The organism is Lacibacter cauensis (genome assembly GCF_007830055.1).
GTDB lineage: Bacteria > Bacteroidota > Bacteroidia > Chitinophagales > Chitinophagaceae > Lacibacter > Lacibacter cauensis.
The window spans coordinates 544,988-560,745 of the sequence record NZ_VLLE01000003.1 but is presented as its reverse complement, the minus strand read 5'-3'; the positions used below and the strand labels follow the sequence as shown (position 1 = coordinate 560,745).

The window sequence follows — 15,758 nt, the reverse complement described above, 5'->3', positions numbered from 1 at the left end:
CTGCTGATGACAGCTGTTCTGGAACTGATTCTCTTCCGGTCTTTTCTCTTCCCGACTTCCGGACTATACTTTAAACTACAAATTCAAGATTATGAGCTTTATTGCCGACATTCATGCAAGACAAATCCTCGACAGTCGTGGTAACCCTACAGTAGAAGTAGATGTAATAACCGAAAACGGTATCATTGGCCGTGCAGCTGTACCAAGTGGTGCAAGTACAGGTAAACACGAAGCGGTTGAATTACGTGATGGCGACAAAAGCAAATACCTTGGCCGCGGTGTATTAAAAGCAGTAGCAAACGTAAACGATGTAATTGCAGACCAACTCATCGGCATCGATGTTACACGCCAGGCTTATATCGATTCATTATTATTAAAAATTGACGGTACAGAAAACAAAAGCAACCTCGGTGCTAATGCAACATTGGCTGTAAGTATGGCTGTTGCAAAAGCTGCTGCAGAAGAAAGTGGTTTGCCTTTGTTCCGTTACCTCGGTGGTGTTAATGCAACGGTATTGCCAATGCCGTTGATGAACATTATGAACGGTGGTGTACACGCCGATAACAAAATCGATTTCCAGGAATTTATGATCATCCCGGTTGGTGCGCCTTCTTTCAGCGAAGGTTTACGTTGGGGTGTTGAAATTTTCCACAACCTGAAATCGGTATTGAAGAAAAAAGGTTACAGCACCAACGTAGGTGATGAAGGTGGTTTTGCGCCTGAAATTCAGAGCAACGAAGAAGCCATTGAAACTGTACTCGAAGCAATTTCTGCAGCCGGTTACAAGCCAGGCGAAGAAGTAGCCATTGCAATGGACGCTGCATCAAGCGAAATGTATGATGAAGCAACCAACACTTATAAGTTCTACAAGAGCAACCCCGGTAAAGTAATCAGCAGCGATGAAATGGTTGCTTACTGGACTGAGTGGGTAAATAAATATCCCATCATTTCTATTGAAGATGGTATGGCCGAAGACGATTGGGCAGGTTGGAAAAAATTAACCGAAAGCATCGGCAGCAGATGCCAGCTGGTAGGTGATGATCTGTTTGTAACCAACGTAAAGCGTTTGAAAGATGGTATCGACAAAGGAATCGGCAACAGCATCCTGGTAAAAGTAAACCAGATTGGTACTGTAACCGAAACCATCAATGCTGTACAAATGGCGCAGAACGCAGGTTACACATCGGTAATGAGCCACAGAAGCGGTGAAACAGAAGATACGACCATCGCTGATTTAGCGGTAGCATTAAACTGCGGCCAGATCAAAACCGGCTCTGCTTCACGTACAGACCGTATGGCAAAATACAACCAGCTGATCCGCATTGAAGAAATGCTGGGCGGAAACGGTGTATATCCAAAAGGAAAGATTAAATTTGGTAAGTAACACGTTGTTCATGGCTCATAGTTCATGGACATTAACCGTGAACTATGAGCTATTTTTATTTTGATCGTATATGAAAGTTCTGAGTAATATTCCACCGGTATTGAAAAACAAATACGTTTTAACCATTATTGGTTTTGCCGTATGGATGTTATTTGTTGACAGAAACGACTTTCTTACCCAGATTGGCCGTTACCGTAAGCTGAGCGATCTGAGGAACAGTAATACCTATTACAACCAGAAGATCGAAGCCGCCAAAGCTGAGCTGGAAAGCCGCAAAAACGATCCGGCAGCCTACGAGCGCCTCGCCCGTGAGAAATACTACATGAAAAAGGACAACGAGGACATTTTCCTCTTCGACGAATAAAAAAAGTCCGCCCGCACAATACAAGTTTACCAACAGCGTTTAATAGAAAAGCATCCTTATGGAAAGCCACCTACACAAAAAAGGATTGCTTATGACACAAAAATTTACGCCGGAAGACTTGTTACAATATCTCTATAAGGAAACGACCCCAGCAGAAACTGAAGCCATAGAAAAGGCCTTAGCCGAAGACTGGACGCTGAGAGAAAAGTTTGAAGTGGTTAAAAGAGCTGCCAAACAACTTTCACAACTAAACATTTCTCCTAGAACAGAAGCAGTATTGTCGGTTCTTAAATATGCCAACAAAACGCTGGCTACAACAGATATTTCTACCAACTGATCTTTCCCTAATTTCGCCGTCATTCAATTTATTTGCTGAATGACCACAAAAGAGCGTTATCAATCAGTTATCGATTATTTTACGGTACATGCACCCGATGCAGAAACTGAACTCTTGTACGACAACCCGTACCAGTTGCTCGTGGCTGTAATCCTCAGTGCCCAATGCACCGATAAACGGGTGAATTTAACTACCCCTGCCATTTTCAAAAAATACCCCGATGCCGAAGCACTCAGCAAGGCCACTTTTGATGAACTGTTTCCTTTGATCAAAAGCATATCGTACCCCAATAACAAAACCAAGCATTTAATAGGTATGGCTCAAAAACTCGTAGACGAGTTTAACAGCGAAGTGCCGTTAACGGTAGACGAGTTAATTACCCTGCCGGGTGTTGGCCGTAAAACAGCCAATGTTATTACATCGGTTGTGGATGAGCAACCCAACATGGCGGTAGATACGCATGTGTTTCGTGTAAGCAAGCGTATAGGTCTGGTAAAACAATCGGCCACCACTCCATTGGCAGTTGAAAAAGAGCTCATCAAAAACTTTCCAACTGAACTGATTTATAAAGCACATCACTGGCTCATATTACATGGCCGCTATACCTGTTTAGCCCGCACACCCAAATGCAGAGAATGTGGGCTGCAGCATTGCTGTAGGTATTTTGTAAAGAATAACAAGTAACGAGGTTTGTAGAAATAAGAATCCGTTTACTGTTTCGGAAAATGTGCAATCAATTCAATTTCCAGCTTTGCCTCGGGCATGTACAAGCGTGTTATCTGCACCCAGGTAGCCGCAGGAAAATCGCCTTTGTAAAATTGTTTGCGTACATAATTGAATTGCTTCATCGCTTCAATATCGGTTGTATATAAATTCTCTTTTACCACATGCTGAAAAGTTAATCCGTATTGCTTAAGCGAATGTTCCAAACCGCTGTATAAACGCTTTATACCTGCCTCATCAATGGTAAGCGAAACAGTTCCGGAAATGTAGAGCACATCACCCACTTTCAGTACCTGAGCATAACCCGCCGCAGTATCCTGTTTATTGGGATCGCCCCAATGCCATTTTTCTTTTTCTATGGGCGCTTTAGTTTGCTGTGCAGATACTGTAACTGAAAAAAGCAGGCATGCTGTAATAAAGACTATTCTGTTCATGATCATAAGATTTGAAACAAGTTAAGCTTCTTGCAAAAGCTGAAAACAAAAAATCCATCAATGGGTATTGATGGATTTAACTATTTAAGAAGCTGACAGTAATTTACAAATAATTACCAATTTCTTCAATCAGCTCACCTTTTGTAATGGGTACACCTTTGATTTTGTTGTAACCTTTTGCATCCACAAAAAACTCATCACGCAAAATACGAATCAGCTGACCATTGTTGATCTCCGGTACCAACACGGTATCGTAACTCTTCAGTATTTCACCCAGGTTTTTAGGGAACGGACGGATGTAACGCAGGTGTGCATGTGCTACCGATTTACCCTGCGCCTGCAATTCTGTACAGGCACTCTTAATGGCACCGTAGGTACTGCCCCAACCAACAACCAGTACTTTACCTGTTGCAGTACCGCTGTCCAATTTCTGCAATGGTATATAATCAGCAATGTTGTCAACTTTTGCCTGTCTTGTTTTCACCATGTGCTGATGGTTATCGGCATCGTAGCTGATGTTACCTGTACCATCTTGTTTTTCCAATCCACCGATACGATGTTCCAAGCCTGGTGTTCCGGGAATAGCCCAGGGACGAACCAGTTTTTCATCACGCTTATACGGTTGTAATTTTTCTTCGCCTTCGTCGAGTCCTTTTTTGAAGTTGACGGTAATAGCCGGCAAGTCTTCGCTTTTGGGGAAACGCCAAGGCTCTGCACCATTGGCAATGTAACCATCGCTCAGGAACATAACAGGCGTCATGTGTTGCACTGCAATACGTACGGCTTCATACACCGCATCAAAACAATCTGCAGGTGTAGATGCAGAGATAACCGGCATCGGACATTCGCCGTTACGGCCGTAGTAAGCCTGCATCAAATCACTCTGTTCTGTTTTGGTTGGCAAACCTGTAGAAGGACCACCACGTTGAATATTTACAATTACTAAAGGAATTTCCAGCATCACCGCCAAACCCATCGCTTCACCTTTTAATGCAATACCGGGACCACTGCTGGTTGTTACACCCAACGCACCGCCATACGCAGCACCAATGGCCGATGTAATCGCTGCAATTTCATCTTCGGCCTGGAAGGTTTTAATACCAAAGGCTTTGTGGCGTGAAAGTTCGTGCAGGATATCACTTGCCGGAGTAATAGGATACGAGCCAAGGAACATTTGCAAACCGCTTTTTTGCGCAGCTGCAATTAAGCCATAGCTCACCGCCTGGTTACCCATAATGGAACGGTACACACCGCTTTCCATTTTGGCTTTTTCAACCTTATAAGTAGTCGTAAATGTTTCAGTTGTATCACCGTAGTTATAACCCGCACGGAGTACACGGATATTACTTTCGAGGATATCGGGTTTCTTACCAAACTTCTCTTTCAGGAAGCTGATGGTATTCTCCATATCACGGTTGTACATCCAATACAGGAAGCCCAGCACAAACATGTTCTTGGCACGATCCTTTTCCTTCATACCCATGGTAATATCGCTCAAAGCCTCACGGGTCATTTTGGTCACATCCATTTTAATCACCGTGTAGTTCGACAGGCTGTCGTTCTCCAATGGATTTACACCTTCGGGATAGTTGGCCAAACGAAGATTCTTGGCATCAAAACCATCAGTATTCACGATGATCTTACCACCTTTTTTAATTGACTTGAGGTTGGCTTTTAAAGCAGCTGCATTCATCGCTACCAATACGTCGCACTCATCGCCGGGGGTAAACACGCTATCGCTGCTGAAACGCAACTGGTAACCACTTACACCGGCTAATGTTCCTTGAGGAGCACGGATCTCGGCAGGAAAATCGGGGAAAGTTGCCAGGTCAATACCCATCAAAGCGGTATTGTTGGTAAACTGACTACCGGTTAACTGCATACCATCGCCGCTATCGCCGGCGAACTTAATTACTACGTCTTGTAATACTTCCTGGGTTCTTGTCATAACGGAGGCAAAGTTAGGCCGCTCCAAGCTATGAAAAAATTGATATTAATCATTTTTAAGCCACATTTTTTTCAGGCAAACGGGCATTTGTTTATACCCACACAATAAAAGCAGGTAGATACCCTGAGCTTGCTGCATTCTTGTCACCCTGCGTTTTCTGGCACTTCAATTGAATAGCTTTGGTAAAACACACAATTATGGTGAACCCTAAACACATCGCCACCTTCTTACTGGGAGCGGCAGCCGGATACGCTTTGTTTAAATACAACAGCATGAGCGATGAAGAAAAAGAAAAGCTGTACGCCGACTTAAAAGAGAAAGCCAACAACCTGAAAGACGAAGCAGAAAAAGCTGCCGGCAAAGCAGGTGAGTATTTTGAAGAACTAAAAACAAAAGGTGCCGACAGTATGAAAGATTATATGGGCGAAGCAGAATCTTTTTTCAATGATCTATTTAAGAAAAAAGAAACCGGCAGCAGTAACGGTTCAGTTTAACGGAACTGTTTCCTTAAAGCAATTGCATGACTGGTACTATAATAATTTCAAGCGTTTTCATTTAACATGAAAACGCTTTTTTGTTTTATACAATCTTTAACGATGGGGTAGTTGCAAGTGATGTTGCTGCAGAATAATTTCATATCCGAATTAAACAATCAATAAAACTTTTATGAACCAAAATGTATCATCGTCTGCCGACGATGAAGGTGAGCCTGTAAACGCCACCCGCTATCTTCCCCACCTTCTTCTTCTCCTTTTATTCAGCAGCTGCAGTTACAACAAAGTGAATACCGAACTGGTAAATATTGTGTTGCCTGTTGCAGAAAGTAAACCGGTTACAGCAAAGCCCGCACCTCCACCCAAAAAGAAAAAGAAACTTTACATTACGTTTGATGATGGTCCCAACAAAGGCACTCGTAACGTATTACAGGTATTGAACGAAGAACAGATTCCTGTGAGCTTTTTTGTTGTGGGTGAACATGTGTATGGCAGCAGAGAACAACAGGCTACCTGGGACAGTTTGCATCACAACGCCTGGGTTGAAATCTGCAACCACAGCTACACGCATGCACACAACAAGTTTGCAAAATTTTACAGCAACGATACGGCTGTTGTTGCAGACTTTGAACGAACACAAGATTCACTACAACTCAACAACCGTATTGTACGTACACCCGGCCGCAACATGTGGCGAACAAGTACTATTAATGCAAGCGATATTGCGAAAAGTAAAGCTGCAGCCGACTCGTTATACAGCAATGGCTTTGTTGTAATGGGTTGGGATCTTGAATGGCATTACAACGATTCAATGAAGCTGAAGCAAACCAGCGATGAATTGATACTGCAGGTTGACAGCATGTTGCTGCACAACAAAACAAAAACACCCGACCACATTGTGTTGCTTACACACGATCAAACTTTTGTTGACTCGTTGAGTACTGCATCGCTGCGGAAGTTTATTCAGCAGATGAAAACAAAGCAGGAATATGAACTGGAATTCATCAGCCGTTACCCCGGACTGAAGTAAGAAAAACAATGTTTACCTTTATTCTTTAAATTACTTGAATTATGTCTTTATTTAAATCGGGCAATCCTACTCTCAGCGAAAAACAATTTCAACAAACTACTTCGGGCTATAACAGTTTTGAAACCATGACTGTACGGGGAACCATGAACAAATTTGGTTTCCTGATGCTGATGGTCATGGCCGGCGCTGCATTCAGCTGGCAGGCTTTTAACGAAGGAAAAAATATTCTGCCTTATTTGTTGATTGGTGCATTAGGCGGTTTGGTTGTTGCGTTGATTATTACTTTTAAAAAAGAATGGAGTGGCTATTTAGCTCCTGCGTATGGTATACTGGAAGGTGTGTTTGTAGGTGCCATTTCTGCTTACTTCAATTTCCTGTTTCGTGAAAAGTATCCCGATATTATCATGCATGCAGTACTGCTCACATTTGCAGTTGCGGCAAGTATGTACCTGCTTTATTCGTTACGCATTATTAAAGTAACCGAACGTTTACGTTCTGTCATCTTTGTAGCAACGGCCAGCATTGCTGTTTTCTATTTGCTTACATGGATACTTGGTTTCTTTGGCATTCACTTCGCATTCCTTACCACGGGTTCTACATTCGGCATTGTGTTTTCGTTAGCGGTAATTGGTATTGCAGCTTTAAACCTGTTGCTGGATTTTGATATGATTGAACGTGGCAGTGAAATGGGCGCTCCAAAATTCATGGAATGGTATGGTGCATTTGGGCTATTGGTAACATTGGTATGGTTATACCTCGAAATACTCCGTTTACTTTCTAAACTCAACGACAGAAAATAAACTTAGCTTTTCAAATAAATACAACGCCGCTATACAGCGGCGTTTTTTATTGCTGCTAAGCATCAGTAATAACAGTTGATCGTTTTTCCCTATCTTCCTTTTTCTAAATCAACTTACAACATGTCCGAGCAAAAATTTCAACCCTTTGTTCCCGACGACAGTAAGATGCCCGAGTTCACCATTAAAAGTGTACTTGTTGGCGCTGCGTTCGGAATCATCTTTGGTGCCTCCACCGTTTACCTTGCTTTGAAAGCCGGTTTAACTGTGAGTGCATCTATTCCTATTGCTGTTATTGCTATCACACTTGGACGATGGGCACTTAAAACAACCATCCTTGAAAACAACATCATTCAAACAACGGGCAGCGCCGGCGAAAGTATTGCAGCCGGTGTAGTGTTTACCTTGCCGGGCTTTTTGTTTTTGAGTGAGAAAGACAGCTCGCAATTCTTCAACTACTTTACCATTCTTACGCTGGCCATATTTGGTGGCATCCTTGGTACATTGATGATGATACCGTTGCGGCGATCGTTGATTGTAAAAGAACACGGCACACTTCCCTATCCCGAAGGAACAGCCTGCGCCAGTGTTTTAAAAGCCGGTGAACGGGGCGGCTCTTTTGCCAAGACTGCTTTCATGGGTTTAGGGTTTGCCTTTGTGTATGCTATTCTGCAAAAAATCTTTCATGTAATTGCTGAAACACCCTTCTGGATGACGAAGCAGGCCAATAAATTTTTCCCGTCTGCAAAAGTGAGTGGAGAAATTACACCGGAGTATTTAGGTGTGGGTTATATCATTGGTCCAAAAATCAGTGGTGTGCTGGTTGCCGGTGGTGTGATTGCATGGTTTGCATTTACACCATTAATGGCTTCGCTGGTGCCGCCTGATACTATTGCTGCACAGCTGGCTAAACTTGGTTACCTGGCTGATGTTGCCAAACCCGGCGGCCCAGGTGGATGGGATCCTGTAACACATAGCTTCGCCGATTATTCAACAGCCATCTATCGTGCATACATCCGGCAGATTGGTGCAGGTGCTGTAGCTGCAGGTGGTTTTATTACGTTGATCAAAACCATTCCTACCATTATTTCATCCTTCAAAAGCAGTCTTGGTTCTATCAAAAAACAAGATGGTGTTGCAGTTGAAGTAAGAAGAACTGAAAGAGATCTCAACATTAAAATTGTTGGTATCGGCAGCCTGGTATTGATTGCATTGATGGCGGTATTGCCACAAGTGCCCGGCGACAGTATCGGCAGCAAATTATTACTCGGCTTATTGGTGGTGATCTTTGGTGCGTTCTTCGTTACCGTATCATCACGCATTGTTGGTTTGATCGGTTCGAGCAACAACCCCATCAGCGGTATGACGATTGCCACACTCATGGGCACTTGTTTGATTTTTATTGCAGTTGGCTGGACCGGTAAAGTATACGAACCCATGGCGCTTGTTGTAGGTGGTATGATTTGTATTGCAGCTGCCAATGCCGGTGCAACATCGCAGGATTTAAAGACCGGTTATATTGTTGGTGCTACACCAAAAAATCAACAGATGGCGTTGTTCATTGGTGCCATTGTTTCATCCATTGCTATTGGTGCAACCATTAAAGTACTCGATACACCAACAGCAGAAATGGCGGCACAAGGTATTACGCATGCTATTGGTACCGATAAATATCCTGCACCGCAAGGCACATTAATGGCAACACTCATCAAGGGCATTCTTTCATTCAATCTCGATTGGCAGTTTGTATTGGTGGGCGTGTTCATTGCTATTACCATGGAGTTGTGCGGTATTAAATCGCTCAGCTTTGCAGTGGGTTTATACCTGCCTTTATCAACCACTTTGCCCATCTTTATCGGTGGCGCTATTCGTGGTATAGTGGATATGCGTAAAAAGAAAGCAGGCGAAGAATTAAGTGCCGAAGAAGAAGACTTAGGTAAAGGCAACTTGTTTGCGACCGGTCTTGTTGCAGGTGGAGCATTAGCCGGTGTGCTAGTAGCGATACTTTCAGTGAACGATTCTATTGCAGCATCACTTGGCAAAGTAAATGCAGAGCATGGGTTAACAGGCATGCTTGGCGATAATGGTTACTATTTGCTTGGTGCGTTGTTCTTTGTGTTAATGGGTTTTGTACTGTACCGCATCGGTATACAAAAAACAGAAAAGATACAGGAATCGTAATAATCGAAACCTGCTGAAAAATATAAGAGCCTCCAAATGGAGGCTCTTTTTCTAAAACTACAACTATGCGAATGGGTCAGTAAGTACGATTACATTAAACCAAGAAAAGAAGCTGCTGCTTTAGCAGGACCAAGAATAGAAAACGCCTGCTCTTTACGGTTTGCAATTTCTTCGTACAGCTCGGTGTATTTATTGGTTACGTTGGCAATGCTGTATTGATAACGCATTTTCCAACCGTTGTTAATTAACTGATCACGGTATGCCTCGTTTTCAATCACCTTTAATATACCACGACGGATATCGAATACATTGTAAGGATTTACTTTACATGCTGCATCATCTGCAATTTCATCCATCGGCGAAATACGGCTGGTTACCAACGGACGGCCAACAGAACATGCTTCAAGAATTGGTAAGCCAAAACCTTCGTAAGTAGATGCAAACACCACCATATCACTTAGGATGTATTGTTGTTTCAATTCATCAAACGAAAGATTGGTATGTGTTTTAAAATCAATTTTATTTTCCTGCAGCACAAGCTGTGTTTCTACATCAATGCTTCCTACAATATGCAGTTCGCAATTAATGCCTTTTAATGCTTTGGCCAGGTTATGAATATTTTTATTCTCTTTTGTACCGATCTGTAAAATACGAGGCTTTTGTGCGTTGAATTCTTTTGGTGTAAACTCAAAACGTGGATCTACAAAGTTGGGAATCACTTTTACTTTCTCTGCACGTACGCCGGTAAGTGCGATTAATTCACGCTTTGTTTTTTCGCTGATAACCGTAATGGTGTTTGCACGCCACATGGGTAACTGGTACCAGAAAAATTTAAACAACCAGTATTTGAGATTGGTTTTGCTGTACTTCGTTAAGAACACACAATCATGAATAGTAAGAATGGTGTTGCTCTTTTTCAATCCAAGCGATACGTAATGAATGTCACCGGTGATGTGATTAATTTCCGATTGCTGCTTACGTGAACTGAAAATGTTTTGAAATACGTTGCGAATGGAAGGCACTTCAACCTTGCTGGCTTTGAAGTGTGTAGTTTCTGCTACCTGCGCCTGCACATTATTGAATAAGGATTCAATACTGAATGCATGCAATCTTTTTTTACGAAAGAAGTATGCGACTTCCATGGATGTTGGACGATGTTTGGTTTCTCGAATAATTGGACAATACAAATATAAAAGGCTTTGCAACCACCCACAATAGGAGTTACCACCTAATCTTGCTACAGTAATTTTACGGCAGCCAATCTTAACTGCTTGATTTTAAATAAAATCGAGCGGCTTCACCGTTTGCTTCAAAATAGCATCGGCATCGGCCCCCAGCCATTTGTTGAGTACGGTTGCATACACCTGTTTAAAATCTAGCTGGAATTTTACATCGCCATCATCAAGGTTTGACAGGTCGGGCAATGGATTATAAAGGCCCTGCTTTTTTAATCCACCACCGATGAAGAACATGTTGTTTGCTTTACCATGATCAGTTCCGTTGCTGGCATTTTGTGCTACTCTTCTTCCAAATTCAGAAAAGGTAAAAAGCAATACATCATCGAAACGGTTATTTGCTTTGAGGTCTTTTACAAATGCTTTTACTGCATCGTTTAACTCGGTAAACAAACGCTTCTGCTGCCCTTCCTGGTTAATGTGCGTATCAAAACTTCCCAGCGATATGTAATACACTTTTGTATTGATGTCGCTGAAGATGAGCGAGGCGATTGTTTTTAATCCTTTGCCTAAATCTGTTGCAGGATACGATTCAGATGATGGTCGTTGTTTACTCTGTTTAAAAATATAATCGGCACTTGAAATCGTTTCAGCCATGGTTTTGTACAAATAATCAACCGGCTGCTCATGCGCATCGTGTTGATAATTGGCCATGATTTCTTTGAAGTAACGTTCCTGACTGGTGGTGTACAAACGTCTCGGATCTTCCAAAGCAAGTCCTTTAATATTTTCTCCTTTCAATGCAAGACTTAATACATCATCAATTTCCAATGCCTGTGTTGGTTTATCGCAACCCTTGCATTGTGTATCGAGGTAACGACCCACCCAACCAGTGTTCCAGTACTCTTTACTATCGCTGGCAGTATGCCAAATATCCATACTACGGAAATGACTTTTATCGGGATTGGGATAGCCAACACTGTTGAAAATCCCAAGACTTCCATCATCATACAAATCTTTAAATGCAGTAAGCGATGGATGCAAACCTGCTTCATCGGTTAATGATAAGGCCGCATTGCGTTGTATACCCAACTTCGGTCTGTTGCTGTAATACAAATCATTTCTGTAGGGAATCACTGTGTTCAATCCATCGTTGCCACCACTCAGCTGAATGATAACCGTAACCTTATTACCCGGCGGCACCAGCTTTCCTTTTTCAAATGCTTTTAAAAACTGCGGCATCAGCAGCGATGCTGTTGCGAGTGAACCGATCTGTAAAAATTCTTTGCGTTTGATATACATAAAAAAGAGTTGAGGTAAGAAGTAAGATGAAGGAGGTAAGATTCATACCTCGTACTTCTTACTTCCAACTTTGGTTTAGCACATTTGATATTCCGGTGTACACATTAACTGAATAATGGACGTTTGAATGTAGCGCTCCCTTGAGCTTGCATCTACAAACTTTTCAACCATTGCTTTATTAAACTTGCCGGTATTCGTTTGCCACATGAGCGATGCAATGTGTTGCAACAGCTCTTCACGCTTTACTTTTTCTAACTGTTTATTTGCCGGCTCCCAGTTGATGGTTGTTTCCACCACACGGCCAGGCAATTTATTACCACGGCCCATCTCCTGGTCATCATCTGATTTTGCTTTAATATTAAAGGCTTCTTTCGTTGCCACAAGCTGCGGAATACGCATGCGGAACATGAGCGATGAACTGTCGATCCAATTGAAACCACCGGGCCATCCCGCAACATTGGGCGGATAGAATAATACTTGCCCCAAAATTTTTTGTAAATACAGCTGTGCATCTTCATTGGCAATCTGCATCGGCATTGCACGGCGGATGCCCACCAGTAATTCCACCGGCGATTTTACATGTGAGCCAATATTCTTCTCCTCATAAAACCAATCGCTGGTAAAAATATCTTTCAGCAATGCTTTTATTTCGTAACCCGATTTGAAAAACCGATCGGCGAGCCATTGCACATGCTTTTCATCAACCTGTTCATTCACAAAAAAGCGATAGAGTTTTTTTGTAAGATAAACCGCTGTTTGCCTTTGTTCCAGCAACAGATCCAATATATCATCGCCATCAAAATTGCCTGTTTTACCAAGCACTGTTTTTAATCCATCGTCATGTATAGCCGGACGAAAAATAAATTCACCGTTTAACTTAAACTGCCAGCCGGTAAATGCACGGGCTGCTTCTTTAATATCTTTTTCGGTATAGTTGCCACGGCCCATGGTAAACAACTCCATTACCTCCCGTGCAAAATTTTCGTTGGGTTTCTGTTTTCTGTTTTGCTGATTGTTGAGAAAGGCCAGCATAGCTGCACTGCGACTTACTTCTTTCAATAATGTACCAAAATTGCCGAGTGCATTTGCACGGATAACCTGTAATAATTCCTGTTGATAAAGTGCATTCAGATTACGGCAAGCAAAATGTCCGTGCCAGAACAGCGCAACTTTTTCACGCAGCTGCTGCTCACTGTTCACCATTTCATCGAGCCACTCTAAGTTGAGGTTGCGAATTTCTTCTCTCGACTTTTTCTGCATGGCCTGCGCCTGCTCCTTCGTCATTTCTGTACGACGTACGCCATCAACACCATTCATCAACCCTTCTACAAAATTGCTTGCCACCTTTAACGGCAGGAGCTCTTTCTTAGAAGCCTTTTCTAATGCTTCGTAAAGTTTAACAGGTGTTGTTTTTGAAAGATCGCCCCATTGCTCTACTGCCGGACCAAAGCCCGCACGCCATAACAGATGCTGATTTTTTAACTGAACCGATATTGCCATGGAAAAAATTATTTGTTATTGACTCCTTATTCTTGAAAGAGTTTAATAGTAAACGATGAATTTGAAAAAATCGTTTATCGAAACAGCGTTCTTCTTACATTTAAGATATGAACGTACGGCCATATAAATACTTAAGTCCATTTATTGTTTTTGTACTTGCATGGATTTCGCTACAGGCAAGTGGGTGGCTGAGTTTTCTGGCAGTGACCTATGCCTTCGTTTGCATTCCGTTGCTGGAGCTCTTTCTGAAACCCGATCTGTCTAATTTTTCTGTAGCCGAAGAAGAAGTTGCGAAGCGTGATAAGACATACGATGCTATTCTTTACCTCGTTTTACCCTTGCAATACTTTATGCTCATCAGCTTCTTGTTTTCAATGAAGCAAAGCGATCTTTCAACTGTTGATAAAGCAGGGCATATTATAACCATGGGATTGTTGTGCGGTGTATTCGGCATTAATGTAGCACACGAGCTTGGCCATCGTGTAAACAAATGGGAACAGCTGATGGCAAAAGCTTTGCTGTTAACCTCGCTCTACACACATTTCTTTATTGAGCATAACAAAGGGCATCACAAACATGTGGCCACACACGACGATCCATCCAGTGCCCGTTACAACGAATCGATTTTTGCATTCTATCCACGCACCTTATTCTTCACGTACATCAGTGCTTGGAAAATTGCAAACAAAGAGTGTGAAAAGAAGGGAAAGTCTGCATTAAGTCTGCACAACGAAATGTTGCAGCTGCAATTATTACAGCTGGCATTTGTACTAATCATCTTCTTACTGTTTGGTTTAATTATTCTGCTGGCCTATCTGTTAGCAGCGTTCATGGGTATGTTGTTACTAGAATGTGTAAACTATATTGAACATTATGGCCTCAGCAGAAGCAAGAGCAGCAGCGGATTGTATGAACGTACCATGCCGCACCACAGCTGGAACAGTAATCACATCATTGGCCGGTTAATGTTGTTTGAACTTAGCCGTCACAGCGATCATCATTACATGGCCAGTCGTAAATATCAAATTCTGCGGCATCACGAACATTCCATGCAAATGCCCACCGGCTATCCCGGTATGATGTTGCTGGCGCATATACCGCCACTTTGGTTTTACATCATGAACAACCGCATAAAAAAAGAGACGCCTGCGGCGCCTCCTCTTACAGCATAGGTGTTCTTATAATCAGTTTGTATTATTTTAAAATAATGCGGGCTCCGATACCGATACTAGCGAAGTAACCAAGACCAAGGCTTGTGCCAAGATTAAAACTACGATTGATGCTTTTATTTCCCAGCCCGGTTTCATATTCTAATTGCGAATATGTGATGTTTGCCAGATCAGCAAATTCCAATTCTAAAAGAAACCGCTCTTTTATTTTGTAGGCCAGACCCGGACGCAAGGAAACAGATGCTCCGAAATTCTGTTGGTATGCATCATTCAACCTTGCCCGGTAATTCGCTGCATAGAACCCACCTGCTTCCGCTGCGCCAAAAACAAAAAACCTGTTTGCAAGCAATACATATTTTCGTGCAAAATATCCAGCCCTGAAATTAACTTCCTGGTTTTTATTCGTTGTAGCTGATGAAGTATTGTACTGCTTTATTGTACCGTAGCCGGAGCTGATATAAAAGCCATTGAGTCTGCTTTCTGATTTTGCGAAACCTAATTCTGCATTCAGATTAGCGTAATTGTTTTTAATCAATCTTACAGCAGGATCGTACGTTATTTCCCGTGAAGAGCTACCTACACTAAAACCAAAACCCAATACTTTATTTCCTTTTTGAAACTGAGCAGAAGCGTTGAAGGCCAGCAATACAATAACTGAAAGTGTAATAATTTTTTTCATGCGTTAATTGTTGTTTGATTTAGGTCGCATGTTATTCGCCACATTAAAATTTTCATTCCCGGTTGGTAAGAAAATGAATATTTTAATATGGCTCATTTCATAGCATTTAGTTGTTGAAGCACAAGTATAGAATCAGTTATTCGATTAAAATCTTAAAGAAATGTTTCTTAGAGAAATATTAAGAAATGGATGGCTCGTAAAACAACGATTGTGCAACAGCTTATCAACAGTAGATCTACGA

General features: G+C 42.1%; 15 protein-coding genes. 9 read left to right on the top strand and 6 right to left on the bottom strand.

The features are described 5' to 3' along the window. Positions 1 to 91: 91 nt before the first annotated feature. The 4 genes from eno to nth all read left to right on the top strand — a co-directional run bounded on the left by eno (position 92) and on the right by nth (position 2,769). The gene (gene eno, locus IQ13_RS07680; RefSeq protein WP_144885626.1) at positions 92 to 1,384 is read left to right on the top strand and encodes a phosphopyruvate hydratase; all 1,293 of its coding nucleotides are present in this window, start codon (positions 92 to 94) and stop codon (positions 1,382 to 1,384) included. A gap of 70 nt (positions 1,385 to 1,454) precedes the next feature. Beyond that, the gene (locus IQ13_RS07675) at positions 1,455 to 1,748 is read left to right on the top strand and encodes an FtsB family cell division protein (protein ID WP_144885624.1); all 294 of its coding nucleotides are present in this window, start codon (positions 1,455 to 1,457) and stop codon (positions 1,746 to 1,748) included. A 58-nt stretch (positions 1,749 to 1,806) separates the two neighbouring features. Then, the gene (locus IQ13_RS07670) at positions 1,807 to 2,085 is read left to right on the top strand and encodes an anti-sigma factor (RefSeq protein WP_242009498.1); all 279 of its coding nucleotides are present in this window, start codon (positions 1,807 to 1,809) and stop codon (positions 2,083 to 2,085) included. 39 nt (positions 2,086 to 2,124) lie between these two features. Next, the gene (gene nth, locus IQ13_RS07665) at positions 2,125 to 2,769 is read left to right on the top strand and encodes an endonuclease III (protein ID WP_144885622.1); all 645 of its coding nucleotides are present in this window, start codon (positions 2,125 to 2,127) and stop codon (positions 2,767 to 2,769) included. Between the two features lie 26 nt (positions 2,770 to 2,795). Here nth and IQ13_RS07660 read toward each other — a convergent pair whose 3' ends face one another. Both IQ13_RS07660 and IQ13_RS07655 read right to left on the bottom strand, forming a co-directional pair. Further along, positions 2,796 to 3,242, bottom strand: coding sequence for a RidA family protein (locus IQ13_RS07660; protein ID WP_144885620.1), 447 nt, complete (start codon positions 3,240 to 3,242; stop codon positions 2,796 to 2,798). Between the two features lie 103 nt (positions 3,243 to 3,345). After that, positions 3,346 to 5,190 (bottom strand): 2-oxoacid:acceptor oxidoreductase subunit alpha, encoded by a 1,845-nt coding sequence (locus IQ13_RS07655; protein ID WP_144885618.1) that lies wholly within the window; start codon positions 5,188 to 5,190, stop codon positions 3,346 to 3,348. 197 nt (positions 5,191 to 5,387) lie between these two features. Here IQ13_RS07655 and IQ13_RS07650 point away from each other — a divergent pair, with 197 nt between their 5' ends. From IQ13_RS07650 to IQ13_RS07635, 4 genes are all read left to right on the top strand, one after another. Next, a complete protein-coding gene (locus IQ13_RS07650; RefSeq protein WP_144885616.1) occupies positions 5,388 to 5,684 on the top strand; it encodes a YtxH domain-containing protein in 297 nt (98 codons plus the stop codon). A gap of 172 nt (positions 5,685 to 5,856) precedes the next feature. Further along, positions 5,857 to 6,714, top strand: coding sequence for a polysaccharide deacetylase family protein (locus tag IQ13_RS07645; RefSeq protein WP_144885613.1), 858 nt, complete (start codon positions 5,857 to 5,859; stop codon positions 6,712 to 6,714). A gap of 41 nt (positions 6,715 to 6,755) precedes the next feature. Then, positions 6,756 to 7,514, top strand: coding sequence for a Bax inhibitor-1/YccA family protein (locus tag IQ13_RS07640; protein WP_144885611.1), 759 nt, complete (start codon positions 6,756 to 6,758; stop codon positions 7,512 to 7,514). A gap of 120 nt (positions 7,515 to 7,634) precedes the next feature. After that, positions 7,635 to 9,692, top strand: a complete 2,058-nt coding sequence (locus tag IQ13_RS07635; protein WP_144885609.1) for an OPT family oligopeptide transporter — start codon at positions 7,635 to 7,637, stop codon at positions 9,690 to 9,692. A gap of 89 nt (positions 9,693 to 9,781) precedes the next feature. On the opposite strand, the gene IQ13_RS07630 is transcribed toward IQ13_RS07635, so the two are convergent. The 3 genes from IQ13_RS07630 to IQ13_RS07620 all read right to left on the bottom strand — a co-directional run bounded on the left by IQ13_RS07630 (position 9,782) and on the right by IQ13_RS07620 (position 13,669). After that, a complete protein-coding gene (locus IQ13_RS07630) occupies positions 9,782 to 10,834 on the bottom strand; it encodes a glycosyltransferase family 4 protein (protein WP_144885608.1) in 1,053 nt (350 codons plus the stop codon). A 135-nt stretch (positions 10,835 to 10,969) separates the two neighbouring features. Further along, complete coding sequence (locus tag IQ13_RS07625) at positions 10,970 to 12,169, bottom strand: DUF1501 domain-containing protein (protein WP_144885606.1); 1,200 nt, start codon at positions 12,167 to 12,169, stop codon at positions 10,970 to 10,972. Between the two features lie 75 nt (positions 12,170 to 12,244). Continuing rightward, on the bottom strand, positions 12,245 to 13,669 hold the full coding sequence (locus IQ13_RS07620; RefSeq protein ID WP_144885604.1) for a DUF1800 domain-containing protein: 1,425 nt from the start codon (positions 13,667 to 13,669) through the stop codon (positions 12,245 to 12,247). Positions 13,670 to 13,776: 107 nt separating this feature from the next. Here IQ13_RS07620 and IQ13_RS07615 point away from each other — a divergent pair, with 107 nt between their 5' ends. Then, complete coding sequence (locus IQ13_RS07615) at positions 13,777 to 14,841, top strand: alkane 1-monooxygenase (RefSeq protein ID WP_144885602.1); 1,065 nt, start codon at positions 13,777 to 13,779, stop codon at positions 14,839 to 14,841. A gap of 22 nt (positions 14,842 to 14,863) precedes the next feature. Here IQ13_RS07615 and IQ13_RS07610 read toward each other — a convergent pair whose 3' ends face one another. Then, positions 14,864 to 15,517, bottom strand: a complete 654-nt coding sequence (locus IQ13_RS07610) for a hypothetical protein (protein ID WP_144885600.1) — start codon at positions 15,515 to 15,517, stop codon at positions 14,864 to 14,866. Positions 15,518 to 15,758 lie beyond the last annotated feature (241 nt).

Excerpts from the sequence above, each read along its gene's own strand:
- IQ13_RS07640 (WP_144885611.1), top strand. The coding sequence starts at position 6,756 with ATGTCTTTATTTAAATCGGGCAATCCTACTCTCAGCGAAAAACAATTT.
- IQ13_RS07650 (WP_144885616.1), top strand. The coding sequence starts at position 5,388 with ATGGTGAACCCTAAACACATCGCCACCTTCTTACTGGGAGCGGCAGCC.
- eno (WP_144885626.1), top strand. The coding sequence starts at position 92 with ATGAGCTTTATTGCCGACATTCATGCAAGACAAATCCTCGACAGTCGT.
- IQ13_RS07615 (WP_144885602.1), top strand. The coding sequence starts at position 13,777 with ATGAACGTACGGCCATATAAATACTTAAGTCCATTTATTGTTTTTGTA.
- IQ13_RS07670 (WP_242009498.1), top strand. The coding sequence starts at position 1,807 with ATGGAAAGCCACCTACACAAAAAAGGATTGCTTATGACACAAAAATTT.
- IQ13_RS07635 (WP_144885609.1), top strand. The coding sequence starts at position 7,635 with ATGTCCGAGCAAAAATTTCAACCCTTTGTTCCCGACGACAGTAAGATG.
- IQ13_RS07610 (WP_144885600.1), bottom strand. The coding sequence starts at position 15,517 with ATGAAAAAAATTATTACACTTTCAGTTATTGTATTGCTGGCCTTCAAC.
- IQ13_RS07660 (WP_144885620.1), bottom strand. The coding sequence starts at position 3,242 with ATGAACAGAATAGTCTTTATTACAGCATGCCTGCTTTTTTCAGTTACA.
- nth (WP_144885622.1), top strand. The coding sequence starts at position 2,125 with ATGACCACAAAAGAGCGTTATCAATCAGTTATCGATTATTTTACGGTA.
- IQ13_RS07625 (WP_144885606.1), bottom strand. The coding sequence starts at position 12,169 with ATGTATATCAAACGCAAAGAATTTTTACAGATCGGTTCACTCGCAACA.
- IQ13_RS07675 (WP_144885624.1), top strand. The coding sequence starts at position 1,455 with ATGAAAGTTCTGAGTAATATTCCACCGGTATTGAAAAACAAATACGTT.
- IQ13_RS07655 (WP_144885618.1), bottom strand. The coding sequence starts at position 5,190 with ATGACAAGAACCCAGGAAGTATTACAAGACGTAGTAATTAAGTTCGCC.
- IQ13_RS07645 (WP_144885613.1), top strand. The coding sequence starts at position 5,857 with ATGAACCAAAATGTATCATCGTCTGCCGACGATGAAGGTGAGCCTGTA.
- IQ13_RS07630 (WP_144885608.1), bottom strand. The coding sequence starts at position 10,834 with ATGGAAGTCGCATACTTCTTTCGTAAAAAAAGATTGCATGCATTCAGT.
- IQ13_RS07620 (WP_144885604.1), bottom strand. The coding sequence starts at position 13,669 with ATGGCAATATCGGTTCAGTTAAAAAATCAGCATCTGTTATGGCGTGCG.